This is a genomic window from Parageobacillus sp. VR-IP, from assembly GCF_013357975.1.
Classification (GTDB): Bacteria; Bacillota; Bacilli; order Bacillales; family Anoxybacillaceae; genus Saccharococcus; species Saccharococcus caldoxylosilyticus.
Genome location: NZ_JABVYQ010000004.1, coordinates 316,754 through 342,325, shown reverse-complemented (window position 1 = coordinate 342,325; position 25,572 = coordinate 316,754). Strand labels below are relative to the sequence as shown.

Below are 25,572 nucleotides of genomic sequence, written 5' to 3'. Positions count from 1 at the left end.
CCACCTCGCTCTCCGTTCTGGCATCTCCCTATCTTACATCCATTGTACACTATCTTTATCAATTATCAAACGGATTTTATCCATTTTTCGACATATTGCAATGCTTCTCCGACTTTGCTTGGGTCTTTTCCGCCGGCCTGTGCCATGTCAGCACGACCGCCGCCACCGCCGCCGCAGCGAGCGGCCACTTCTTTAATTAATTTTCCAGCATGGTATCCTTTTTCCACTAAATCGTTCGTGACACCGGCGATCAAGTTTACTTTTTCTTCTTGCACAGCAGCCAACACGATAATAGCGGATCCTAGTTTTTGCTTCAAATCGTCTACCATCGTCCGCAAATGATTCATATCTGTCGCATTGACTTTGCTAGCTAATACCGGAATGCCGTTTACTTCTTTGACTTTATGGACAAGATTAGCCGCTTCTAAATTGCCAAGACGGGCCGCAAGTGATTCATTTTCTCGCTGCAATTGACGGATTTCGTTCATTAATGCGTCTAGTCGCCCCATTATTTCTCTCGGGTTCGCTTTTAATTTTTGCGCTACTTCTTGCAAGAGGGCGATTTGTTCATTCATAAAGCGATACGCCGCCTCGCCTGTAACGGCTTCAATCCGGCGGGTGCCGGCGCCGATTCCGGACTCGGAGACGATTTTAAACAAACCGATCGCCGAGGTATTCGGCACATGGCAGCCTCCACAAAGCTCTAAACTGTAATCGCCTACTTGCACGACGCGGACAATCTCGCCGTATTTTTCGCCAAATAGCGCCATCGCCCCCATCGCTTTCGCTTCTTCAAGCGGCTTATAGAAAATGTCGACCGGAATGCTGCGCCAAATTTTTTCATTGACAATGGCTTCAATTTGCTCTAGCTCCTCTGGCTTCACTTGGCCAAAGTGGGTAAAGTCAAAGCGCAAGCGGTCTGGAGCGACTAACGATCCTGCCTGGTTGACATGTGGCCCGAGCACATCCTTTAACGCCTGGTGCAACAGATGGGTCGCTGTATGGTTTTTAATAATATTGGCCCGTTTTGCCTCATCAATTTGTGCTGTATATGTTTCTCCTTTTCTCAATGTTCCTTTTTCGATGACGACATAATGCAGGTGCTGCCCGTTTGGCGCTTTTTGCACATCTTTTACAAACGCTTTTGTCGTTTCGTTTTCAAGCCAGCCTTGGTCGGCGATCTGTCCGCCGCTTTCCGCATAAAACGGAGTTACATCTAATATAATTTGCGCTTCGTCTCCTTCTTTTACTTCATCGACAAGCTGCCCATCTTTGACAATAACGGCGACCGTAGAGGCGGTATGGAGCTGGTCGTAACCGACAAACTTGCTTTCTACTTTAATATCGCCGAGCACGCCGCCTTGCACCTGCATCGAGTCGACGTCCTGTCTAGCGGCACGGGCGCGCTCACGCTGCCGCTCCATTTCCCGTTCAAATCCGTCGTGGTCGACTTTCATTCCTTCTTCTTGCGCATATTCTTCCGTTAGTTCAATTGGAAAACCATAGGTATCATAAAGGCGAAACACATCTTCTCCGGAAATGACATCGCTTCCCCGTTCTTTTTCTTTTTGAATGACGCTTGCTAAAATCGCCAACCCTTCATGAAGCGTTTCATGGAAGCGCTCTTCTTCATTTTTGATCACTCTTTGGATGAACTCGGCTTTTTCTTTTACCTCCGGGTAGAAATCGTTCATGATTTCGCCGACAACCGGCACCAATTCGTACATAAACGGCCGCTCGATACCGAGCTGCTTAGCATAGCGAACCGCACGGCGCAATAACCGTCGCAATACATATCCGCGCCCTTCGTTTGACGGCAGCGCGCCGTCGCCAATCGCGAATGTGACCGCGCGAATATGGTCAGCGATCACTTTAAAAGCCACGTCTTTCTCCTTGTCCACACCATATTTTTGTCCGGAAATTTGCTCTGTCGCACGAATGATCGGCATAAACAAATCGGTTTCAAAGTTAGTCGGCACTCCTTGCAAAATCGAGCACATCCGCTCCAGGCCCATGCCCGTATCAATGTTTTTCTTTGGAAGCGGCGTATACGTGCCGTCTGGATTATGGTTGAATTGCGAAAATACCAAGTTCCACACTTCTAAATAGCGGTCGTTTTCCCCGCCTGGATACAATTCCGGATCATTCGGATCGTTTCCAAATTCTTCGCCGCGGTCATAGAAAATTTCTGTATTTGGTCCGCTCGGTCCTTCGCCAATATCCCAGAAATTTCCTTCCAACCGTATGATTCGTTCTTCCGGAATGCCGATTTCTTTATGCCAAATTTCAAACGCCTCTTCGTCTTCCGGATGAACCGTGACAGACAGCCGCTCCGGCTCAAAGCCAATCCATTTTTCGCTCGTTAAAAATTCCCATGCCCAATGAATCGCTTCCCGTTTGAAATAGTCGCCGATGGAAAAGTTTCCGAGCATTTCGAAAAATGTATGATGGCGTGCGGTTTTGCCGACGTTTTCAATGTCATTGGTACGGATCGATTTTTGCGCATTGCAAATGCGGGGGTTCTCTGGAACAATGCGGCCGTCGAAATATTTCTTTAACGTCGCCACCCCGCTGTTAATCCATAACAGCGACGGATCGTCAACAGGAATGAGAGAGGCGCTTGGCTCAACGGCATGGCCTTTCTCCTTAAAAAACTCTAAAAACATTCTCCTTACTTGCGCAGAAGTAAGCTTCTTCATGATGATCCTCCCTTTCTATGTAATATAATATATAAAAAACTCTCATCCCCTTCAGGGACGAGAGTTATGCTCGCGGTACCACCCTGTTTATGAACGGCAGAGCGTTCATCACCTCATTAGCCGTAACGTGGCTTAGACGTCAGGTTTTGCCTGCGCTCCGGATTAGCGTTCTGTTACCCTTCATCTGGAATTTCTTTCAGCCGCGGAAATTCCTCTCTGTGCGCGAATTCGCGCTTTAAGATGGACTGTAACATACTCGATCCGTCATCGCATTATGTATATTCACTTTTTCAATGTATGATTATAGGCAAGCCATATCGATTTGTCAACGCGGCTGGTAATGTTCTTTCCAATGAAGAAGAGCCACCTTCAATACTGCCAAAAGCGGAACAGCAATAATAAGGCCGAGCGCTCCGGCAATTTCGCCGCCAAAAAACAAAGCAAACATAATCACGAGCGGATGCATATGCAAACTTTTTCCGACAATCAGCGGTGATAAAATATTTCCTTCCAAAAATTGAAGGAGAAAAATAATAGCAGCGACGATGAGCACCATCTTCAAGGAAACGGTTGCCGCTAAAATGACCGCGGGAATGGCGCCGATAATTGGTCCAAAATAAGGAATAATATTGGTGATGCCGATGATGCAGCCAAGTAACAGTGGATAATCCATTCCAACAAGCCACAAAGCGAGCGCGGCCACCGTGCCGATCACGGCTCCTACAAACAATTGCCCGCGGATATAGTTGCCAAGCGATTCGTCAACATCTTTCAAAAAGGCCATTCCCGGCTCCCGCCACCGTTTCGGCGTCATATACCATACCGCTTTTTTCAGCAGTTCGATATCCTTTAACATGTAAAATACAATAAATGGAATAAGCAGAAACAGAAACGCCGAATTGACCAATCCTTTTACACCATTCATCACCATCGTTAACGTATCGGCAGCGGTTCGTTCCATTAGCGTCAGCATCGCTTCAATTCGTGTATGAATTTCCATTGGCCATGTCGACGTCTGGTTATGAATGTCCTTCGCCCAATTCCGGTATGTTTCGATTAACGCCGGCAAGCTTTCGCTCAATTCTTTCGACTGTTCAATAAACAGCGGAATACCTTTATACAAGCCGTAGCCGATGCCGCCGAAAAAAAGAAAATAGATCAATAAAATGGCTATCCAGCGTGGGATTCCCTTTTCATGAATGTATTCCACCAACGGATGCAATAAATAAGTAATAAAAGCGGCAATGATAAATGGAATCAACGCGGTAATCAATAAATCGACGGCAGGCAGCCACACTTCTTTCATACGGACGATTAAATAAATAATAACCGTAATAAGCAGCCATTTGCCAATTCGAACAATCGACAACCACTGCTGTTCCCCCATCATAACACCCCCTTACCGTTAGTGTAGGAGAAGGGAGCGGAATTATGCAAAAAAGCGCCAATTCCCGCTATGTTTACAGGAATTGGCGCCAGCTTTTAGCGAATGGCGCGGGCTAAACGGCGTTGCATTTTTTTCATTGTGCGGTTGTTCATCCAGTTATTGCGCTGTGCTACTCGATAGGCAGCAACACCTAATCCTAATGCCAACAGAGAGGTCATTGTCCGATTCATGCACGTTCCCTCCTAAAATTGGATTGTGCGCTCGTGTTCATCAAACAAATCATCTAACGAGCTTAACGTCCCGTCTTCCTCGACTTGATGGGCGTGAATAATCCCTTTTGACACGGATAATTCAATAAAGCAGTCCCAACAATAGTATTGATTCACACCAATTTTCCCTAAATTTTTGCTTTTGCAATTCGGGCAAATGAGCACGAAACAGCCACTCTCCTTACATCGTTGTGTTTACAATAATCGCTTCTTCCCCCGCGGTGAAAGGGGCAGCAGCAATTCGTTTTTTTCCTTCCGTTAAATCGGCAAAAAAACCGTCTGTAATCTCATATCCTCCGATTATGCCCAATTGCCCGTGAAAATATACATCCTCTAATAATCCAAGTTTTTTCCCATCCGCCGTAATCACCGGTTTGCCGGCGATTCCGCGCTCACTGTAAAGAGAGTAGCCGGTTTGGAAAGAGGAAAATGGTTGTAAACAGGCAGCATCCTTTATGATAATCCCATCCGTTCCAACTGCTTGCACAGCCGAAAACGGGAGATAGCGATGGCGGGCAAACCACCCTTTGCTCTCTACTGCAAATCCTTGCACTTTTCCATGGCTGGTAAAACAGATATCGCTGATTTTTCCAACGATCTTCCCTGTTTTTTGTTCATATACTGGAAGACCTTTCATATGAGAAAATGTTCGCAAAGATCTCCCCACCTTTCCAGCCATGCTTAGCTTGGCTAGCTGCTCATAAAATCATACGGTGAAACGTTTTCCATCCCTATGTTCGCATCTTCCATCGGCAGCTCTCCTTCGGTAAATGGCGCGAGAAACCGCTGCAATTTCTCCGCCAACGTCGTCTGCCGCGTCCCATCATCGCTGCGGGCGACTCCGAGCCGAAACGCCTCTTCCTCCCCGCATAAAATTAAAAACTGTTTGCTTCTTGTTACGGCGGTATATAGCAAATTCCGCTTCAGCATGCGGTAATAACTTTTGACAACCGGCAAAATAACAATTGGAAATTCGCTTCCTTGCGCTTTATGAATCGAACAGCAATAGGCATGGGTAATTTGCGACAAGTCTTGCCGCGAATACGTGACCTCTATGCCATCAAACGAAACAACGACCAAATCCTGCTTTTCCGTATTTTCTTTCGCGTAAAAAATGGCGACAATTTCACCAATATCCCCGTTAAACACGTTATCTTCCGGCTGATTGACAAGCTGCAGCACTTTGTCGCCGACCCTGTACACGACATCTCCGACAGAAAGCTCCCGCTTTTTTTCAGACTTTGGATTGAATAATTCTTGCAGCACTTGATTCATCCGGTCAATTCCGGCAGGTCCGCGGTACATTGGGGCGAGCACTTGAATATCTTTTACAGCAAAGCCTTTTTTGCGCGCATTATCGGCAATTTGCCGCACTACTTCGGCTACTTGTCCTGTCTGGCAACGGATAAAGGAACGATCCGCTTTTTGGGCCGTTAAATCGGAAGGAACGAGACCGTTTTTCATCTGGTGGGCCAATTCAATAATCGATGATCCTTCCGCCTGCCGGTACACTTCGGTCAGGCGAACGGTCGGCACCACTCCTGCCCTTAGCAAATCCTTTAACACTTGTCCCGGCCCAACTGATGGAAGCTGGTCTTCATCGCCAACAAGAATCACCTGCATGCCGTCAGGAATCGATTTAAACAGCTGATTTGCCAGCCACGTATCGACCATTGACATTTCATCAACAATTAAAAGCTTGCCGCTAATCGGTTCATCCTCGTCATGCGTAAAACCTTCCGCTCCGTTCCAGCCAAGCAGCCGGTGAATTGTTACAGCGGGAAGCCCGGTCGCCTCGCTCATTCGCTTTGCCGCTCTTCCCGTTGGTGCGGCAAGCAAAATCGGAAACGGACGGTCTTTCGTATAGTCTTTCGGATCAAGGGAAAGGCCATGCAAATCAGCAAATATTTCCACGATCCCTTTAATGACCGTCGTTTTCCCCGTCCCGGGCCCGCCGGTTAAAATAAAAAGCGAAGAGGAAAGCGCCTGGCGAATCGCTTCCTTTTGCAGCGGAGCGTATTGTACAGACAAACGCTCTTCCAATCTGCCGAGCGCCAGTAAAAATTCCGATTCTGGAAACGTCATGACCGCTTCCGTTTGCTGCAGCAAGCGTTTTACATTTGTCACAATTCCTTTTTCGGCAAAATAAAGTGACGGAATGTAAAACCTTTCCTCCTCCTCAATGAGTTTGCCTTCCTCGGCAAGCATGACCAACATTTGCTCAATCGTTTCGGCGCGGATTGTTTCACTGCGCTTTGCTTCTAAAAGCTGCTTCACATGTGCTGTCAGTTGGTCTTTCGTTATATATACATGTCCCTCTTGTAGGCAATCCTGTTCCAGCGCAAATAAACAGGCGGCGCGAATCCGCGCTGGGTGGCTTCCTGAAATGCCAAGCTGATATCCCAATTCATCAGCACGGCCAAATCCAATTCCTTCAACATCTTCAACAAGCTGGTATGGGTTTTGCTGAATAATGGAGAGCGTTTCTTCTTGATATGCTTGATAAATTTTCATCGCTAACTGCGGCCCAAACCCAAACTGTGAAAGGGCGATCATCGTTTGCTCTAATCCTTCGTGGGTGCGCAGCGTTTCATACAATTCTTTCGCCTTTTGCTTCGTTAATTTCGGAACGCCATCTAATACGCTTGGATCCTCTAAAATTTTAGAAATGGCATTCTCCCCGAGCGTTTCGACGATGGCCATTGCCGTTTTTTTTCCGATTCCTTTAAATAAATCGCTCGCTAAATAATGAATGAGTCCCTCTTTCGTATTCGGGAACTGTTTGCGAAAATGTTCGACTACGTACTGCCGGCCAAATCTCGGATGGTTGTGAAATTTCCCATAAAAAATATACGTATCCTGTTCGTTCATTTTCGGAAAATATCCGGTCACTACTACTTCTTGTTCTTCACAGGCTTCATTCGTTTCCTCCACACGGACGCGGATGACGGAATAAAAATTTTCCTCGTTATGGAAAATAGTAGCAACACATGTTCCTTTAATAAACGACGCTTCGTCTAATGCAAACGATTCCTGTTGGTGCAATGGGAATCCCCTGCCTTTTTATTGTTGTAGCTTCTTTTCCATCATCTTTTTTCCATATCCCGCTAATAGGTGATCCGGCTGAATTTCCAAAGCAGTAGAAAACATGTCATGGGCGGTTTTGATATCCTCTTTGTAGGCATAAATGACGCCTAAATTATAATAGGCATCCGCATGACGGGGATCTAGCTGAATCGTTTTCTGGAAATAGTCCATCGCTTCGTCTACCAATTCGAGATGGGCAAGGCATAATCCTAGTTGAAACACAGCCTCCACGTCGTTTTCCTTCAACTCCACCGCCCTTTGTAAATACGGAAGCGCCAGACGCGGCATCTCCAGGTTGATTAGCGACATGCCGAGCATAAAAAAAGCATCCGCATCCTGTAATCCTTTTCGCATCGCTTGTTCAAACATGTTCTTTGCTTGCGTGAATTGCCCGCGTTTGTAATAGACGGAGCCTATTCCGTAATAAGCGGCAGCTGCATTATCATCAAGCTCGAGCGCTTTCTGGAAAAACTGCAGCGCCTTTTCCTCTTCTCCCGCCGCGGCTAACACCGTGCCAAAATTAATGTAGCCGACCGGATCTTTCGGATTTTCCTCAATCGCGTCGTGGAAGCATTGAATCGCCTCCTCATAATTTCCTTGCCGCATATAGGAAATTCCTTGTTGATTTTTATCTCCCATTGTTTTGTCACCCCTTACACCAATTGTAGCACATATGTTCGCAATTTTCTATCATTTACAAAAACACCTCAACCCAGGCAAGAGTTGAGGTGTTTCCTATCTGCCGCCGCTTTCTTCGCTTTCCAAAGCCCAAGGCTATCATCCTTTAACCGACATACCAGAGCTTTTCACCATCGCGGAACACTTCATCAATGGTGCCGCCGCCGAGGCACTCCTCACCGTTGTAAAAGACAACCGATTGCCCCGGCGTAACGGCACGAACTGGTTCATCAAACACCACTTCGACTCTTTCGTCATCAATCGGATGAACGGTAACGCCGGTATCCGGCTGACGATAGCGGAATTTTGCCGTGCAATGGAACGATTGCGTCGGTTTGCGATCCGACACCCAATTGACGTTTATGGCAATAAGGGAAGTGGAATATAAATATTTGTTGTTGAATCCTTGCGCTACGTACAAAATATTTTCTTTGACATTTTTTCCAACGACAAACCACGGCTCACCGCTTCCGCCAATGCCAAGGCCGTGGCGTTGCCCGATCGTATAGTACATCACCCCGTCGTGTTTTCCTTTTACTTCACCATCCAGCGTTTTCATCACGCCTGGCTGCGCCGGCAAATAATTGCTTAAAAACTCTTTAAAATCGCGTTCCCCGATAAAACAAATTCCCGTGCTGTCTTTTTTTCCAGCGGTGGCAAGCCCCGCCTCCTTCGCAATTTGCCGCACTTGCGCTTTTTCGAGATGTCCGATCGGAAACATTACTTTGGACAGCTGCGCTTGTCCTAATTGGTTTAAAAAGTACGTTTGGTCTTTATTTTGATCAACGCCCCGCAGCATTTTATATTCGCCGTCGCGATACGCCACGCGCGCATAATGCCCGGTCGCTACGTAGTCGGCTCCAATCGATAGCGCATGTTCTAAAAATGCTTTGAACTTAATTTCTTTGTTGCACATCACATCCGGGTTTGGAGTGCGTCCGGCTTTGTATTCATCCAAAAAATACGTAAACACTTTATCCCAATACTGTTTTTCAAAATTGACGGCGTAATACGGAATGCCGATCTGATTGCAGACGCGCACTACATCTTCGTAATCTTCCGTCGCCGTGCAGACACCGTTTTCATCTGTATCATCCCAGTTTTTCATAAAAATCCCAATGACATCGTAGCCTTGCTGTTTTAAAAGCAGCGCCGCGACGGAAGAATCCACACCGCCAGACATGCCGACAACGACACGTGTATCTTTTGGCGCTTTATTCACATGTTTCACCCCCCCGTTTATTTGTTTGTTAATCTTTTCACAATTTTTACCGTTTCCGTTGCTGCCCGCTCAATTTGTTCTTTTGTATTTCCAAGTCCAAAACTAAAGCGAATCGACGAGCGAATTCGTTCTGATTCTTTTCCGAACATGGCGACAAGCACATGGGACGGATCAATCGATCCAGCGGTGCACGCCGAACCGCTGGAAGCAGCGATTCCCGTCAAATCGAGATTGACCAGCATCGACTCGACGTTTGTGCCTGGAAACGCCACATTGACGATATGCGGCAATCCGTCTTCACTTCCGTTTACTGCAAAATCGATGCCTGATTCGGCAAAAATAGATAACATGGTTTCCCTAAGCAAGCGATACTCTTCCTGCTTTTGCTTCATCGTTTCTTGGGCAATTTCCACCGCTTTCGCGAGCCCGGCAATGCCGGCGACATTTTCCGTTCCGGCGCGGCGTTTCCGCTCTTGCTCCCCGCCGTAAAAAAGCGGAGACAGCTTGACCGTTTCCCGGGCATATAAAGCGCCAATCCCTTTTGGGCCGTTTATTTTATGGCCTGAAACAGACAGCAAATCAATATGGTGCTCATTGACGTCCATCGGTATAAGTCCATAAGCTTGCACCGCATCCGTATGAAAATAAGCCTGGTGCTCTTTTAGCAATTGCCCGATTTCGCGAATCGGTTGCAGCACGCCTACTTCGTTATTCGCAAACATAATCGAAACCAAAATAGTGTCGTCGCGAAGCGCCGCTTTGACATCGGCTGGAGAAACCTTTCCATGTTCATCTACTGGGAGATAGGTGACATCAAACCCTTGTTTTTCTAAATATTGACATGCACGCAATACAGCGTGATGCTCAATCGCCGTCGTTATAATATGGCGCCCGCGATCACGGTTTGCCATCGCGGTGCCGATGAGCGCCATATTATCCGCTTCCGTCCCGCCGCTGGTGAAAATGACTTCCGTCTCTTTCGCGCCAATGCTTTTTGCCACCAAAGCTCTTGCTTCATCCACGGCATGACGGCTTTGTCTGCCAAAATAATGAATACTTGACGGATTTCCAAACACTTCGGTCATAAACGGAATCATGCGCTCGACCACGTCCGGATGAACCGGTGACGTAGCGGCATGATCCAAATAAATCCGGTCCAATGATCATTCTCCTTTCCATCAAATATAAAACATATATGCCTCATTATCATCTTCGCCATACTTCGCCAAATCTTCCAGCGTCGTACTGTCTAGCACTTCCTCGACCGCATCGCGAATGCGAATCCATAGCTCTCGTTTGGCCGGCTCTTCTTCCTCGAGTTCTTCGACAGGCGTGATCGGCCCTTCTAGCACGCGGATCACATCCCCAGCGGTAATTTTCGCCGGATGATCCGCTAGCACGTAACCGCCGTACGCCCCGCGGATGCTTTTGACAAGCCCGGCATTCCTAAGCGGTGTGACAAGCTGCTCCAAATAATGTTCAGATAAATTATTTGCTTTGGCAATCGAGCGCAGCGAAATCGGGCGGTCGCCATACTTTTTTGCCAACTCAATCATAATCGTCAATCCATACCTACCCTTTGTCGAAATCTTCATATTACTCCTCCTAACGACTTAAACCTTGTGTTTCCATATGAATTGGTTCCATGATGCGCTCGGTGATTCTTCGGCATTGCGGGAGGGCAACGCCAGCCACCGATCCGATCGTCACGCAAAAAATGAGCGTCCCTATCGATACCGGCCCGCCTAGCAGCCAACCGATCAATAAAACAAAAGCTTCCATCGCAATGCGAATATATTGCACTTTCCAGCCGGTTAAATCCATCAGGGCAAGCATCAAGCTATCGCGAGGACCAGCGCCAACATCGGCAGAAATATAAAGCCCCATTCCATAACCGGCAATAACAATGCCAATCAGCAGCATCGCAAATCTTCCAGCAATTGTAGCAGGAGTTTGCAAATACGGAATCATCATATACATATCGATAAATACGCCGACAAAAAGCATATTCAAAAAAGCGCCGAGTTTTGGCAGCTGTTTGACAAGCAGGGAAGATAACGCCAAAATCACAATGCCGACAATAATTGACCATGTCCCAATCGTCAACCCGAATTTTCGGTACAATCCGATATGCAATACATCCCACGGCGCACAGCCAACATCGGCTTTAATTGTCAGTACAATCCCGAAAGACATTACCAATAAGCCAATAAAATAAACTGTCCAGCGGAGCAAAGATGCATATTTATAATGAGAATGGGACATAGGCTCCCTCCATTATTGAGCAAAGTAAATAAATCGATTGTCATTATATCATAAAATTTTGCTTCCTTCATTTTTGAAATTTTGCTGTTTTAATTGTTCCAGCCGTTCATATACTTTCGCATAATATTTTTCTTCCCCGTGTTCTTTTGGCATATAATATTTTACACCTGCCAACTCCTTCGGCAAATATTGCTGTGCTACCCAGCCGTTTGGATAATCGTGGGGATACCGATATCCTTTTCCGTGTCCAAGCACGCTTGCTCCATAATAATGCGCATCTTTTAAATGATCGGGAATATCGCCGATCTTTCCGGCGCGCACATCGGCAATTGCCGCATCGAGCGCTTTATAGGCAGAGTTTGATTTCGCGCTTAAACATAGCTCAATCGTGACGACTGAAAGCGGAATTCTTGCCTCCGGGAGCCCTAACCGTTCTACCGCGTTGACCGCTGCTTGCACTTTCACTCCCATCATCGGATTGGCAAGCCCGATATCTTCATAGGCGATGACAAGCAATCTCCGGCAAACGGCTGCTAAATCCCCGCCCTCAAGCAAGCGTGCCAAATAATGAAGCGCCGCATCGACATCACTGCCGCGCACGCTTTTTTGAAACGCCGATAGAAGCGAATAATGCACATCCCCGTTTTTATCATGGGTAAATCCCCGGTTTGCTGTACACTCTGCTATCGTCTCTTCTTTGACATAAATTTGCCCATTGACTTCCCGCGAAGCATAGACGGCCGCTTCTAACAAATTTAACGCAACGCGCGCATCTCCTCCGGACGCTTCAGCAATACGAAACAGCAGTTCTTCTTCGATCACAATGCGAAAGTTTCCCAATCCTCTGTCCGGATCTTGCAGCGCACGCCGTAAGAGGGCAACGATATCATCAGGCAAAAGGCGCTTCAATTGTTGAATTTGTCCGCAGCGGCTGCGGATCGCCGGATTTACTTCGTGAAACGGGTTTTCCGTCGTAGCGCCGATCAACGTAATCAGGCCATTTTCCACGTGGGGAAGCAAATAGTCTTGCTGCGCCTTATTAAAACGGTGGATTTCATCGATGAATAAAATGACGTTGCCGATAAGCTTCGCCGTCTCCACTACTTCTTCGATATCCTTTTTTCCCGACGTCGTCGCATTAATGGCAAAAAACTCGCGCCCAGCCGTCCCGGCAATCGCATAGGCAAGCGATGTTTTTCCCGTCCCCGGCTCTCCGTACAGCAATAACGAAGGCACATACCCTTTTTGAATCATTTTGTACAAAGCGGTATGCGGCCCAATAATATGTTTTTGCCCGACGATCTCGTCAATATTCCGCGGTCTCATGCGGACAGCAAGCGGTTCTGCCGTAAAAAGCATAAAACGATCCCTCCGCTTATGAAAAGTATCGTTGTTCTTTAGCCGGCAGAGAACTTCTGCCTATCGAAATAGCGCTCTATTGCCGCCTTTAATTCATTGTATAAAGGCAAATCCCATTTCTCTAAATAAAGCAGCAGCGCATCCACCATAAACGGCCGTGCTTCTTCTCCTTTTTTCATCTCCAGTTTTAATGTTTCTAACGAGTAGCGTACATCCTCTTCCATTTCTCCATTAATCGGCATAGCAGCGATCATATGGTCAAGATAGGCGAGAATTTGTTTCTGCCTCTCCTGTTGATCGGTTTGCTCCGCGAAAAGATAATCGTGCATCGTTTCTATCGTTAATAACGGTTCTTCTCGTCCGTTCATGCTAGCCACCAGCGCATCGAGCCGCCGAAGCAAAAACGGCGCCATCTTGGCTAAAGGCAACTGTTTTCGGTCAATCGCCATATAAAACAAATATTCTTTGAGCATTCCGTTGAGCATCGTCGCACAATCCAGCGAAAAACGGCGCACTTTTTCTCCGTATATTTCTTCGATGGCCCGGCGATACCAGTTGAGCATTTTCGCACGAATGCGAAACACGAGCCGATGAACTTCATCATTGACTTTTACCGTTTGTTCGCCCATATGCATTTGGACTAGCTCTTTATGGCGGTAAAATTCCTCGATTTGCACAGACAGCTGTTTTTCAAATTTTTCCCGTGCTGACAATGCGACATCATCGGCAATATCTTTCATTTTGCGAAAGAGAACGTCATAGTAATAACGCAAAATCGACACCGCAATTTCTTCCTTCGATTTAAAGTAATTATAAATTGAACCTTTCGCTATCCCGCTCTGCTCGGCAATTTCTTGCATCGATGTAGCATAATAGCCTTTCTGCGCAAACAGCTTCATTGCCGCCTGAATAATTTCTTCTTTCCGGTTCAATGTTTTCTCCTTCCTTATTCTTGTTTATGATTATTATAATAGATTCTTTTTTGGAAAAAAAACGAAACAAAAACGATGGATGGCCCGCTGCAACATGGGCCATCCTTCCATTTACTGTTTCATCCGTTCTGCCTTCGCTTGGCGAATAAAGAATAACTCATACATCACAGGAATAAGAATAAGCGTTAACAAAGTGGAAGAAGTAAGACCACCGATCACGGTAATCGCCAATCCTTTGGAAATCAATGTTCCGGACTCGCTCGTCAGCGCCAATGGAATCAGCGCTGTCACCGTTGCAAATGCAGTCATTAAAATCGGCCGCAGCCGTGTTTTGCCTGCTTCCATAATCGCTGCGCGAATCGTCATTCCTTTTTGTTCACGATTTTGTCCAATGCGGTCGACAAGAACGATGGCGTTGGTCGTGACAATTCCAATTAGCATTAATAACCCGATCATGACACTGATGGACAGCGGCTCTTTTGTGATATATAAGCCAAGAAGCGAGCCGATTGGCACGAAAATAAGCGAAGACAGAATGACAAACGGGATGCGCGCTTTTCCGAATGTGACAAGCATCGTAATATAGACGAGGCCAATGGCAATGAGCATCGCAATGCCAAGCTCCTGGAACGTTTGCATCGTCTCATCGCTGCCGCCCCCTCCCTCTAATGACACATCATCTGGAAGGTTCAGATCATTTTTCACATGGCGAATGACATCATTGGTGACTTTTTGGATGTTATCGCCAACGATTTGCGCGGATACACGGGCAAACACTTTTCCATTCAGTTTTTGAATTGATGTATACGTATCTACCTCGTTGACAGACGCCAGCTCAGAGACAGGAACAAGTCCTCTCTTTGTAAAAATCATCGTATTTTTCAGTTCATCTACCGATTGAAGATGTTGATTGTACGATAATTGAACGGTCCGCTCTTTTCCGTTTAGCGTTAATGCTCCGACCTCTACCGGCTTCGTGGCGTCGGCAATCGTTCCTAAAATTTGAAATCCAGAAACGCCATAAGCGGCCGCTTTTTCCGGGTCGATATCGACGACGATTTGTTTTTGCTTATCGGCGAAGTTGTTCGTTACATCTTTCAAATCATGGCGTTTATTTAAATAGGTTTCTACTTGTTTTGCTGCTTTTTGCAAGGAAGATAAATTGTTGGAATACAAATCAATATCGACATTGTTATTGGTCGGCGGACCGCCGCTCTCCATCTCGCGCACGCCGAACTTTGTCCCGGGTGCTTTTTCATTGACGATTTGTTCCATCTTTTTCTCTAGCTTTTTGATTAATGGCGCAACAGCAACATCTTCTTTTAAATTAATAAAATAGTTTGCCTGGTTTTGACGTTTTAGTCCGCTGCGATAATCACGGCTGCCAACGGCTGCGGTGACGTTTTTAATTTCTTTCTGCTTGACAAACATATTTTCTAATGCTAATGATACATCATTTGTTTTTTCCAGCGACGTTGAAGACGGAAGTTCAATGCTGGCGACCAACGTTTTTTGCTCTTCATTTGGCAAAAAAGTAAACCCTAGCGCCGGAGTGAGTGCAAATGAACCGACAAGCAATACCACCGATAGCAGCAAAACAAGCGCTTTATGGCGAAGCGCCCAGGCAATGACGCGTCCGTAAACACGCTGCAGCGCTCCCTCTTTTTCTTCCGGCGGAACTTTTTTGAAGGAGAATTTCGCCAAAATCGGCACAACCGTAACGGCAACAACCAAAGAAACCAACAGCGCGAACACAATGGTTAAAGCAAACGGCAGGAAAAATTCGCCGGTAATTCCGCCGACAAAGCCGAGCGGCAAAAAGACGACCACTGTCGTAATCGTCGAAGAGGTAATGGCTTTTAGTATCTCTCTCGTCGAATCTTGAATGAGTTCATCCGTTATTCCCGTTTTCGCCTTGCGCACACGGCGAAAAATATTTTCAATGACGACAATGCTGTCATCGACGACGCGCCCTACTGCTACGGCCATCCCTCCAAGCGTCATCACATTTAAAGAAATATCCATTCGATTGAGAAAAATGGAAGCGACCAATAGCGAAAGCGGAATGGACACGATCGCGATGACCGTCGCGCGCACATTGCGCAAAAAGAGAAGCACCGCAACCGAAGCGAACAGCGCCCCGAGCAATCCTTCCCGGACGAGCGATTCGACCGATTTTTTAATTCCTTCCGCCGAATCAAAACCGATGGTGTAATCGAATTTGTCCTTATACGAATCCAATACTTTGGTCACTTTGTCCGCCACTTCTACCGTGTTCGCGTCTTGCTTTTTCGTTACTGCCATCGATAGCGCTTCTTTCAAGTTATAGCGCGTAAACTCGGCCTGATCGGCAACCGTTTCGATGCTGGCGATGTCTTTTAACTTAATCGCTGGCTTTGCTTGCGCCGCAGCAGGCATGGATTGCAGCACCGGCGATGTCAGCGCCATATTTTCCAGCTCTTTCACCGTTTCTAGCTTTTCCTGCACACGAACCGGAATTTGCAGCGTATCGGTATGAACATTGCCGGCTGGGAAAGACATGTATTTTTCGTTGATTTGATCTTTAATCTGTGTCAGCGTCAATCCTGCCTGCAGTGCTTTTTGCTTATCGACAGTAATTTTTATAATTTCCTCCTTCTCCCCGCCGACAGAGATGGAGTTAATTCCATCAATTTTATTTAACTCAGGAATAACTTCTGTTTCTAATATGTTTTGCAAATCCACATCTTTCTTGGCAAATAAAGAAATATTAAAAATAGGAATCGTTCCAAATGAAAACCGGTTGACTTTCGTCTCCACATTTTCCGGAAGATCCGTGTCTTTTATTAATGTGTCAACTTGCCGTTCCACTTCCTCCATATCGGTATGAAACGGAAACTCGAGATTAATAACGGCCATGCTTTCATACGAAGAACTTTGCATGTTCTTTAGCCCTTCAAGCGATTTGAATTTTTCCTCCAACTTCGCCGTTACTTGATCGTTTATATCTTGCGGCGACGCCCCCGGATAAACGATTTCAATCGATAATTGCGGAAACTCAATGTTTGGAAGCAAATCGACTTTCAGGGATGAAAACGAGTATGCTCCTAAAATAATCAGCAAAAAAGAAATAATGAATACGGCGACTGCATTTTTTAGGCTAAATCTTGTTAAAAAATTCATCCTTCCACCTCTTTCCCTTCGTCATTTCTAACCAATTGTTCATAGTTTTTTACAACCGACTGGTCGTAATAAATATAGGCCCATTATAAAGGATTATTGGCAAACTTTCAATGAAATAAAAAATATAAAGTTTAAATTTGCCAACAAGAGGAAAAACTATCATCTATCTAAATTTATTTGCGGGGTGTGACAACATGAAAACAAGACAAGACGCCTGGTCTCACGAGGAAGATGTCGTGTTGGCGGAAACGGTGCTACGATATATTCGCGAGGGGGGAACGCAGCTTGCCGCATTTGAAGAAGTCGGCAACCGCTTGAACCGGACAGCGGCCGCATGCGGGTTCCGCTGGAACGCCGAAGTTCGGAAACGATATGTTGAAGCGATTGAACTGGCGAAAAAACAGCGCAAAGAGCGGAAGCGCGCGCTAGAAATGGCCAAAAAACTCCAAAAAGAAAACAACGCAGCAACGTTGCTCCCATCATCAGAAAACATTTCTTATCAAGGATCGTCGCCACTTCTCCCTGCTTCGACGCTCACCCTTGAGCAATGCATCGCTTTTTTGCAAACGTTAAAACATGACTACGAACAGGTCGAAGCAATGAAAAAAGAAAATGAACGATTAAAACAAGAACAGGTACAGCTGCAAAAACAGCGGGAAGAATTACAACAAAAATTGGAGCGCCTCGAAGCACAGCAATCCACTATTCAAGAAGATTATGAGGCATTAGTAAAAATTATGGAGCGTGCCCGTAAACTCGTGTTGGAAGAAGAGTACGGAGTGCCGCCAGCCCATATTTTCCGCATGGATAAAAACGGAAATTTGGAACATATTGCCCGTTCTTAAAAAACGTCGCAGCCCATAGTCTGCGACGTTTTTCGCATATTTTGAGAAGTCTCCCACCTCTTAACAGAGGGTAGATGGAGAGGTTCATTCTTCTCCAACACGATAAATTTTGATGTCTTTTAAAAGTTCCCGCACGACGTATGACGCCATGATCAATCCGGCCACCGACGGCACAAACGCGTTGGAAGACGGCGGCATTTGCGCTTTGCGGATCGGCGACTGGTCATTGCCTACGACTTTGCGGACATCTTCGCGAATAATAATCGGCTTTTCATCAGAAAATACGACAGGAATCCCGCGACGAATGCCTTCTTTGCGCAATTTGGCACGGATGACTTTCGCGATCGGATCCGTGTGCGTTTTCGAGATATCGGCGATGCGGAAACGCGTCGGATCCATTTTGTTGGCGGCGCCCATGCTAGAAATAATCGGAATATTGCGCTTTAAACATTCCTTCATTAAATGCACTTTATAAATAATCGTATCAGAAGCGTCAATGACAAAATCAAGATCATAGCTGAAAAATTGCTCATATGTTTCTTCTGTATAAAACATTTGCAGCGCAATCACTTCGCATTCCGGATTAATATCGGCGATGCGTTCTTTCATCAATTCGACTTTCGGACGGCCGATCGTCGAAAGAAGCGCATGAATCTGCCGGTTGATATTCGTAATATCGACATTGTCCCGATCGACAAGAACGAGCCGTCCGATGCCGGAACGAGCCAGCGCTTCCGCCGCAAAAGAGCCGACCCCACCGACGCCGAGAACAGCCACTGTTGCTTGTTTTAATTTTTCCAGCCCTTCTTTGCCGATTGCCAATTCGTTGCGTGAAAATTGATGTAGCATCAATATCCTCTCCGTTGCTCTATTGTAATTTCCATGCCGTTTTTTATCCTACAATAATCGGCGCTTTATTTTCAATCACATTTTTATGCCGGCAAAAACAAAACCCTATGTAAAGGGCAGCCTTTACATAGGGAAGTAGCCTGGCATATGTAGCAAAATTTCAGCTCTCAGTCCCAATCGTGCCGTCGATGCCTTCGTTTTGAACCCGCTCCCAAGCAGGTGGGTGCCCTGTCCCAAGGTTTGCACTTTCTCGTACGGGGAGGCATGTACGCCGCTTGGAAACCCCGGGCTCCCGTATAACTTATTGTTCGGTCAAAACAATAGGTTATACGACGAACACATCAGGACTATTTCTATTTGTTTTTATTGTATCACAGATTTGGTCGCTTGTGAACCTCCCCGTCCACATACTTTTAAGGAATAAAGGACGATAGGAACCTGCTTACTCTTCTTTTTTCCATTGAACCGCTAAATGCAATTCTTCTAGCTGCTGCTTGCTGACTGGACTCGGTGCTTCGGTGAGCAGGCAGCTGGCGCTCGCCGTTTTTGGAAACGCGATTGTATCACGCAAGTTGGACCGTCCCGCAAGCAGCATGACAAGCCGGTCTAAGCCAAGCGCGATGCCGCCATGCGGCGGGGTGCCGTATTCAAACGCTTCCAGCAGGAAGCCAAACTGCGCGCGTGCTTCTTCTTCGGTAAATCCCAATGCGCGGAACATCTTTTCTTGTACGTCGCGCTCAAAAATCCGCATCGATCCGCCGCCAAGCTCATAGCCGTTAAGAACAAGATCATATGCCTGTGCTCTTACCTTTTCTGGATTTGTTTCAAGCGCTGGCAAGTCTTCCCGTACCGGCATCGTAAATGGATGATGTGCCGCATAGTAACGCCCTTCTTCCTCGTCATACTCTAACAGCGGCCAGTCCGTAATCCAAAGGAAATGAAGCTTTGTGTCATCAATTAAATTTAAATCTTTGCCAAGCTTCAGCCGCAGGGCGCCAAGCGCATCGGCAACCACCGCTTTTTTATCGGCGACAAACAGCAATAAATCTCCTTCTTCCGCCTCGAGCGTTTGAACGAGTCCTGCTTGCTCTTCTTCGGTGAAAAATTTTGCAACCGGCCCTTTCAACCCGTCTGCTTCCACTTTCAGCCAAGCCAGCCCTTTTGCGCCGTAGCGGGCGACAAACTCGGCCAACGCATCAATATCCTTGCGGGAATACCGATCTGCCGCGCCTTTTACATTGATCGCCTTTACTTGTCCGCCGTTGGCAACAGCGCCGGCAAATACTTTAAATGAAGAGTTCTTCACTATTTCCGATACATCGACAAGCTCTAAACCGAAACGCGTATCCGGCTTGTCTGAACCGTAACGGCTCATCGCCTCGTCATACGACATGCGCGGAAACGGAAGGGAAACATCGATTCCTTTCGTCACTTTTACAACGTGGGCCATCATACGTTCCGTTAAGTCCATAATCTCTTCTTGGCTCATAAACGATGTTTCGATATCGATCTGTGTAAACTCCGGCTGCCGGTCAGCGCGCAAATCTTCATCGCGAAAACAGCGGGCAATTTGATAATACCGTTCAAATCCCGCAACCATTAACAGCTGCTTAAATATTTGCGGCGACTGCGGCAGCGCATAAAATTCGCCTGGATGAACGCGGCTTGGCACTAAATAGTCCCTTGCCCCTTCCGGCGTGCTTTTCGTTAACATCGGCGTTTCCACTTCCAAAAAACCTTCGCCGTCTAAAAAGTCGCGAACCGCTTTCGTCACACGGTGGCGAAGCTGCAGCGTACGGAACATCACCGGGCGGCGCAAATCTAAATAGCGATACTTCAAACGCACTTCTTCGGCAACGTCTGTTTGGTCAGAAATAATAAACGGCGGTGTTTTCGCTTCATTAATGATGATGATCTGTTCGGCTTGAACTTCAATTTTTCCTGTTGGAAGATTTGGATTGATCGTTCCTTCTTCCCGGGCCACAACAGTTCCCTCGACGCTTAACACATATTCATTCCGCACTTTTTCAGCAACATGCAGCGCTTCCTGCGACACCTCTGGGCTGAAGACGACTTGCACGATGCCTGTGCGGTCGCGAAGGTCAATGAAAATCAGTCCGCCAAGGTCGCGGCGTTTTTGCACCCAGCCTTTGAGCACGACTTTCTCGCCAATCGCTTTCTCCGTGATTTCCCCGCAATAATAGGTCCTGCCAAACATGCTGATGCCCCCCTATGATAATCGTTCTTTTAAGAAATCGATCAATGACGGCAACGGTACTTCCGTTTGTTCGCCTGTACTCATTTCTTTTATATTGATGACATTTTTGGCAAGCTCGTCATCGCCAAGAATCGCCACCAATTTCGCGTTTAACCGGTCAGCTGCTTTCAACTGTGCTTTTACTTTGCGGTCCTGGTAGTCTTTATCAGCAACTATCCCTGCTTTTCGCAGCTGATTTACCAGCAGCACGGATTCCTCTTTTGCTCTTTCGCCGACAGCAACGACATAACAATCAATGCCTTCACGAACCGGCAATGTAATACCTTCTGCCTCCAGTGCGGCCAGAAGCCGCTCAATGCTAAGTGCAAAGCCAATGCCAGGCGTTTCTGGCCCGCCGATTTCCTGGACGAGCCCGTTGTAACGGCCTCCTCCGCATAATGTCGTGATTGCGCCGAACCCCTCGGCATCGCTCATAATTTCAAAAGTGGTATGGTTATAATAATCCAACCCGCGTACAAGACGCGCGTCCACTTCAAACGGAATGCCCAGCTTTGTCAAGTACGATTTTACTTTTTCAAAATACTGATGCGATTCCTCGTTCAAATAATCAAGGATGGACGGCGCTGTCGCCATTAACTCATGATCGCGGTCTTTTTTGCAGTCAAGGATGCGAAGCGGATTTTTTTCGAGACGCACTTGACAGTCTTCGCAAAGCTCATGAATCCGGCCCCGGAAATGGTCGATCAATGCTTGGCGGTGCGCTTTGCGGCTTTCCGCATCTCCCAGACTGTTAATCACTAATTTTAGTTGCTTTAATCCTAATGTTTGATATAGTTCCATCGCCAGCGCAATCACTTCCGCGTCCATCGCCGGATCGCTGCTGCCGAGCGCCTCGACGCCAAATTGCACAAACTGGCGGAATCTTCCAGCTTGCGGGCGTTCATAGCGGAACATCGGCCCTATGTAATACAGCTTCACCGGCTGATTCGGATTGCCGTACATTTTATGTTCCACAAACGAACGGACGACCGGTGCCGTGCCTTCCGGGCGAAGCGTCAAGCTTCTTCCGCCTTTATCTTCAAACGTGTACATTTCTTTTTGTACAATATCGGTCGTGTCGCCGACGCCGCGCAAAAACAGCTCCGTATGTTCAAAAATTGGCGTGCGAATTTCATGGTAATTGTAACGCTCGCAAATATCGCGGGCGATTTTTTCAATATACTGCCATTTTTCGGCTTCACCAGGCAAAATATCTTGCGTTCCTCTTGGAATTTGAAAAGCCATAACAAACCTCCTTTACCAAAATAAAAACGCCCTTGTTCCCTATAAATGATAGGGACGAGAGCGCTGTTCCCGTGGTGCCACCCTAATTGAAGCAAAAAAGCTTCCACTTGTTACCGATAACGCGAGACTCGCGTTCCCTTTTACTGGCGCCATGCACGTTCAAAGGGAAACCTACGGAGTGTCTTTCGTTAAGTCATCATGGAGAAATGCTTCCAGCCTCAGGCATTTCCTCTCTGGCCATGTGTATTCTTAACTACTTTTCTCCGTCATTGGTTGTTCATATGTACAATTTTTATAACTTATGTTACGAATGAAATCGAATTTTGTCAAGGAGAAAATCATTGTTTTTAGGAACGAAAAATTTGTTTTTTTAGCTTTTGTACGTCTCTTAGCGTCAAGCCAAACTCAGACGCTAATTCAAAGGCGGTATATTCCGCCTCTTTTCTCATAAATTCGTGAAAATCGACATGAAATAATTCGCTTGCCTTGCGATGGGCAAATTCTCCTTTCGCGCTATGCCGCATTTTTCCCATCCTTCCTCATAGAAATTCGTCGCATCCGTTTGTTTTATTCTTTCCTATTTCGGCAAAAAATAAAATAAAAAAACGGGTGAACGTCATTCGTTCCCCGTTTTTTCCTTACTTTCAACAATGAGTGTCACTGGACCGTCATTAATGAGCTCCACTTCCATCATTGCACCAAATTTTCCAGTTTCCACGCGAATCCCTTTCTGCCGCAGCGCCTCGTTCAACGCTTCATACAGCGGCAGTGCATGATCCGGTTTTGCGGCTTCCATAAAATTCGGCCGCCGGCCTTTTCGACAATCGCCGTATAACGTAAATTGCGAAACAGATAAAATATCGCCGCCAACATCCAGCATGGAAAGATTCATTTTTCCCGCTTCATCTTCAAAAATGCGCAAATGGGCGATTTTATCGGCGATAAAGGCGACATCCTCAAGCGTATCGCTATGGGTGACGCCGACAAGCAGGACAAGTCCGTGCCCAATCGCCCCGACCACTTCTCCATTCACCGTTACTTTTGCTTTTTTCGCTCGCTGTACGACTACTTTCATAAACCGTTTCCTTTCTAGTTATTCATGATTCGCTGTACCGAGTAAATATCTGGTATTTGTTTAATGCGGTCGACCACCTTTTGCAAATGGCTGACATTGCGAATCGCAATCGTCATATTAATCGTGGCGATTTTATTGCGGTGATCGGATCTACCGGAAACAGCCGAAATATCTGTTTTTGTTTCATTCACCGCCTGCAGCACTTCATTGAGCAAGCCGCGGCGATCAAAACCGGTAATTTCAATATCCACGTTATATTCGCGGCTTGTTTTTGCATCGCTTTCCCATTCGACCGAAATTAAGCGGTCGGCCGCTTCTTCCGTCTGCACGTTAGGACAATCGACGCGATGGACGGAAATGCCCCGGCCCCTCGTAATAAAACCGATAATTTCGTCGCCGGGAACCGGGTTGCAGCAGCGCGACAGGCGGATCAGCAAATTGTCCATCCCTTGAACGCGGATGCCGCAATCGCGTTTCTTTCCAGCCGGCACTTTTGTTTCCGATATCGTCTCCGTCAATTTTTTCTGCTGCTCTTCTAAATCGCGCTGTTTTCGCCATTTGTCTGTTAAACGGTGAGCAATTTGCGCCGCGGTAATCCCATGATAACCGACAGCGGCGTACATATCCTCTTCGTTGGAAAAATTGAATTTCTCCGCAACGCGCTTGACGTTTTCCGCCGTTAAAATTTCTTTTACATCAAACCCGAGGCTGCGGACTTCTTTTTCAACAAGCTCTCTTCCTTTTTCAATATTTTCTTCCCGTCTTTGCTTTTTGAAAAACTGACGGATTTTATTTTTCGCATGGGACGTTTGCGCCAGCTTCAGCCAATCTTGACTTGGCCCGTATGAGTGCTTCGAAGTCAGAATCTCGACAATGTCGCCTGTCTGCAGCTTGTAATCGAGCGGCACCATTTTGCCGTTGACCTTGGCGCCGATCGTTTTGTTGCCAATTTCCGAATGGATACGGTAGGCGAAATCAATCGGCACCGAGCCGGCCGGCAATTCGATGACATCGCCTTTTGGCGTAAACACAAACACCATATCGGAGAATAAATCCATCTTCAGCGATTCCATAAATTCTTCGGCGTTGCTTGCATCGTTTTGCCATTCTAAAATTTCCCGGAACCAAGAAAGCTTTTCTTCGAACGAATTCGGCTTAATGGTCTTCCCTTCTTTATACGCCCAGTGAGCAGCAATTCCAAACTCCGCGATTTGATGCATCTCAAACGTGCGAATTTGCACTTCAAGCGGCTCTCCTTTTGGACCGATTACAGTCGTATGGAGCGATTGATACATATTCGGCTTTGGCATCGCAATGTAATCTTTGAAACGCCCCGGCATCGGCTTCCAGCAAGTATGGATAATACCTAATACGGCATAGCAGTCTTTAATGCTGTTGACAATAATGCGGACGGCAAGCAAATCGTAAATTTCGTTAAACTGTTTGTTTTGCATGACCATTTTGCGGTAGATGCTGTAAATATGCTTTGGCCGGCCGGAAATTTCACACGGAATCTGAACCTCGTTCAGCCGTTCACGCACTTCCTGAATGACTTCTTCCAAATATTGCTCTCGTTCAGCCCGTTTTTTCTTCATTAAGTTCACAATGCGATAATATTGCTGCGGATTTAAGTAGCGGAGAGCGGTATCTTCCAATTCCCATTTAATCTTGGAAATTCCAAGGCGATGGGCCAACGGCGCGAAAATTTCCAATGTTTCATTGGCGATACGCCGCTGTTTTTCCGCCGGCAAATGTTTCAACGTCCGCATATTGTGGAGACGGTCCGCTAATTTAATTAAAATGACGCGGATATCTTGCGCCATTGCCAAAAACATTTTGCGATGGTTTTCCGCTTGCTGTTCTTCCTGAGATTTATATTTAATTTTTCCCAGCTTCGTCACCCCGTCGACAAGCATCGCCACTTCAGCGCCAAATTCCCGTTCCAAATCTTCTTTTGTCGCCTCTGTATCCTCGACGACGTCATGGAGAAATCCAGCAGCGATCGTGGCAGGATCCATTTTTAAATCTACTAAAATCCCCGCGACCTGAATCGGGTGAATGATATACGGCTCCCCTGATTTGCGATATTGATCGCGATGGGCATGTTTCGCAAACTCATACGCCTTTTTAATAAATTCGACGTCTTTTTCCGACAAATAACAGCCTGCTTGTTCAAAAACTTGCTCCGCTGTCAATACTTGTTCATTGGCCATAGGATCCTATCACCTTTACGTATAATAA

The 25,572-nt window shown here is 46.5% G+C and carries 21 protein-coding genes, 1 other RNA gene and 1 other annotated feature; of the genes, 1 reads left to right on the top strand and 21 read right to left on the bottom strand.

The genetic code is table 11. The features are described 5' to 3' along the window. Positions 1-65: 65 nt before the first annotated feature. The 14 genes from alaS to HT574_RS12235 form a co-directional block, all read right to left on the bottom strand. The gene (gene alaS, locus HT574_RS12300) at positions 66-2,699 is read right to left on the bottom strand and encodes an alanine--tRNA ligase (protein ID WP_175244825.1); all 2,634 of its coding nucleotides are present in this window, start codon (positions 2,697-2,699) and stop codon (positions 66-68) included. A gap of 325 nt (positions 2,700-3,024) precedes the next feature. Beyond that, on the bottom strand, positions 3,025-4,086 hold the full coding sequence (locus tag HT574_RS12295) for an AI-2E family transporter (RefSeq protein ID WP_175244905.1): 1,062 nt from the start codon (positions 4,084-4,086) through the stop codon (positions 3,025-3,027). A gap of 95 nt (positions 4,087-4,181) precedes the next feature. Then, positions 4,182-4,316 carry a YrzQ family protein gene (locus HT574_RS12290; RefSeq protein WP_175244824.1) on the bottom strand — a complete coding sequence of 45 codons (135 nt, stop codon included), beginning with the start codon at positions 4,314-4,316 and terminating at the stop codon, positions 4,182-4,184. A gap of 12 nt (positions 4,317-4,328) precedes the next feature. Then, entirely contained in the window at positions 4,329-4,520 is a 192-nt protein-coding gene (locus HT574_RS12285; protein WP_015864601.1) for a hypothetical protein, read from the bottom strand. Between the two features lie 16 nt (positions 4,521-4,536). Then, positions 4,537-5,010 (bottom strand): PRC-barrel domain-containing protein, encoded by a 474-nt coding sequence (locus tag HT574_RS12280; protein ID WP_175244823.1) that lies wholly within the window; start codon positions 5,008-5,010, stop codon positions 4,537-4,539. 35 nt (positions 5,011-5,045) lie between these two features. After that, positions 5,046-7,400, bottom strand: a complete 2,355-nt coding sequence (gene recD2, locus HT574_RS12275) for an SF1B family DNA helicase RecD2 (RefSeq protein ID WP_175244822.1) — start codon at positions 7,398-7,400, stop codon at positions 5,046-5,048. A gap of 18 nt (positions 7,401-7,418) precedes the next feature. Continuing rightward, on the bottom strand, positions 7,419-8,081 hold the full coding sequence (locus tag HT574_RS12270; RefSeq protein WP_175244821.1) for a tetratricopeptide repeat protein: 663 nt from the start codon (positions 8,079-8,081) through the stop codon (positions 7,419-7,421). Positions 8,082-8,226: 145 nt separating this feature from the next. Beyond that, positions 8,227-9,342, bottom strand: a complete 1,116-nt coding sequence (gene mnmA, locus HT574_RS12265; RefSeq protein ID WP_175244820.1) for a tRNA 2-thiouridine(34) synthase MnmA — start codon at positions 9,340-9,342, stop codon at positions 8,227-8,229. 17 nt (positions 9,343-9,359) lie between these two features. Beyond that, the gene (locus tag HT574_RS12260) at positions 9,360-10,502 is read right to left on the bottom strand and encodes a cysteine desulfurase family protein (protein WP_175244819.1); all 1,143 of its coding nucleotides are present in this window, start codon (positions 10,500-10,502) and stop codon (positions 9,360-9,362) included. A gap of 18 nt (positions 10,503-10,520) precedes the next feature. After that, positions 10,521-10,937 (bottom strand): cysteine metabolism transcriptional regulator CymR, encoded by a 417-nt coding sequence (gene cymR / locus HT574_RS12255; protein ID WP_175244818.1) that lies wholly within the window; start codon positions 10,935-10,937, stop codon positions 10,521-10,523. A gap of 10 nt (positions 10,938-10,947) precedes the next feature. Further along, positions 10,948-11,607 carry a YczE/YyaS/YitT family protein gene (locus tag HT574_RS12250; protein ID WP_175244817.1) on the bottom strand — a complete coding sequence of 220 codons (660 nt, stop codon included), beginning with the start codon at positions 11,605-11,607 and terminating at the stop codon, positions 10,948-10,950. Between the two features lie 48 nt (positions 11,608-11,655). After that, positions 11,656-12,966, bottom strand: a complete 1,311-nt coding sequence (locus HT574_RS12245; protein ID WP_175244816.1) for a replication-associated recombination protein A — start codon at positions 12,964-12,966, stop codon at positions 11,656-11,658. A 38-nt stretch (positions 12,967-13,004) separates the two neighbouring features. Continuing rightward, positions 13,005-13,898: a TetR/AcrR family transcriptional regulator gene (locus HT574_RS12240; RefSeq protein ID WP_175244815.1), complete on the bottom strand. Its 894-nt coding sequence runs from the start codon at positions 13,896-13,898 to the stop codon at positions 13,005-13,007. A 111-nt stretch (positions 13,899-14,009) separates the two neighbouring features. Beyond that, a complete protein-coding gene (locus tag HT574_RS12235; protein ID WP_175244814.1) occupies positions 14,010-17,060 on the bottom strand; it encodes an efflux RND transporter permease subunit in 3,051 nt (1,016 codons plus the stop codon). 194 nt (positions 17,061-17,254) lie between these two features. Here HT574_RS12235 and HT574_RS12230 point away from each other — a divergent pair, with 194 nt between their 5' ends. After that, positions 17,255-17,905: an RsfA family transcriptional regulator gene (locus tag HT574_RS12230; protein ID WP_175244813.1), complete on the top strand. Its 651-nt coding sequence runs from the start codon at positions 17,255-17,257 to the stop codon at positions 17,903-17,905. A gap of 84 nt (positions 17,906-17,989) precedes the next feature. Here the strand turns inward: HT574_RS12230 and HT574_RS12225 are convergent, their stop codons facing one another. The 7 genes from HT574_RS12225 to HT574_RS12195 all read right to left on the bottom strand — a co-directional run bounded on the left by HT574_RS12225 (position 17,990) and on the right by HT574_RS12195 (position 25,544). After that, complete coding sequence (locus HT574_RS12225; protein ID WP_175244812.1) at positions 17,990-18,754, bottom strand: tRNA threonylcarbamoyladenosine dehydratase; 765 nt, start codon at positions 18,752-18,754, stop codon at positions 17,990-17,992. 166 nt (positions 18,755-18,920) lie between these two features. Continuing rightward, positions 18,921-19,105, bottom strand: a non-coding RNA gene (ssrS, locus tag HT574_RS12220) — 6S RNA. Between the two features lie 91 nt (positions 19,106-19,196). After that, positions 19,197-20,972, bottom strand: a complete 1,776-nt coding sequence (aspS, locus tag HT574_RS12215) for an aspartate--tRNA ligase (protein ID WP_175244811.1) — start codon at positions 20,970-20,972, stop codon at positions 19,197-19,199. 12 nt (positions 20,973-20,984) lie between these two features. Further along, entirely contained in the window at positions 20,985-22,256 is a 1,272-nt protein-coding gene (hisS, locus tag HT574_RS12210; protein WP_017435559.1) for a histidine--tRNA ligase, read from the bottom strand. A 47-nt stretch (positions 22,257-22,303) separates the two neighbouring features. Beyond that, positions 22,304-22,535 (bottom strand) — a binding site (T-box leader). A gap of 68 nt (positions 22,536-22,603) precedes the next feature. Then, positions 22,604-22,780: a hypothetical protein gene (locus HT574_RS12205; protein ID WP_017435558.1), complete on the bottom strand. Its 177-nt coding sequence runs from the start codon at positions 22,778-22,780 to the stop codon at positions 22,604-22,606. 92 nt (positions 22,781-22,872) lie between these two features. Beyond that, positions 22,873-23,331, bottom strand: a complete 459-nt coding sequence (gene dtd, locus HT574_RS12200) for a D-aminoacyl-tRNA deacylase (protein ID WP_175244810.1) — start codon at positions 23,329-23,331, stop codon at positions 22,873-22,875. Between the two features lie 14 nt (positions 23,332-23,345). Further along, the gene (locus HT574_RS12195) at positions 23,346-25,544 is read right to left on the bottom strand and encodes a RelA/SpoT family protein (RefSeq protein ID WP_175244809.1); all 2,199 of its coding nucleotides are present in this window, start codon (positions 25,542-25,544) and stop codon (positions 23,346-23,348) included. Between the last annotated feature and the right edge of the window lie 28 nt (positions 25,545-25,572).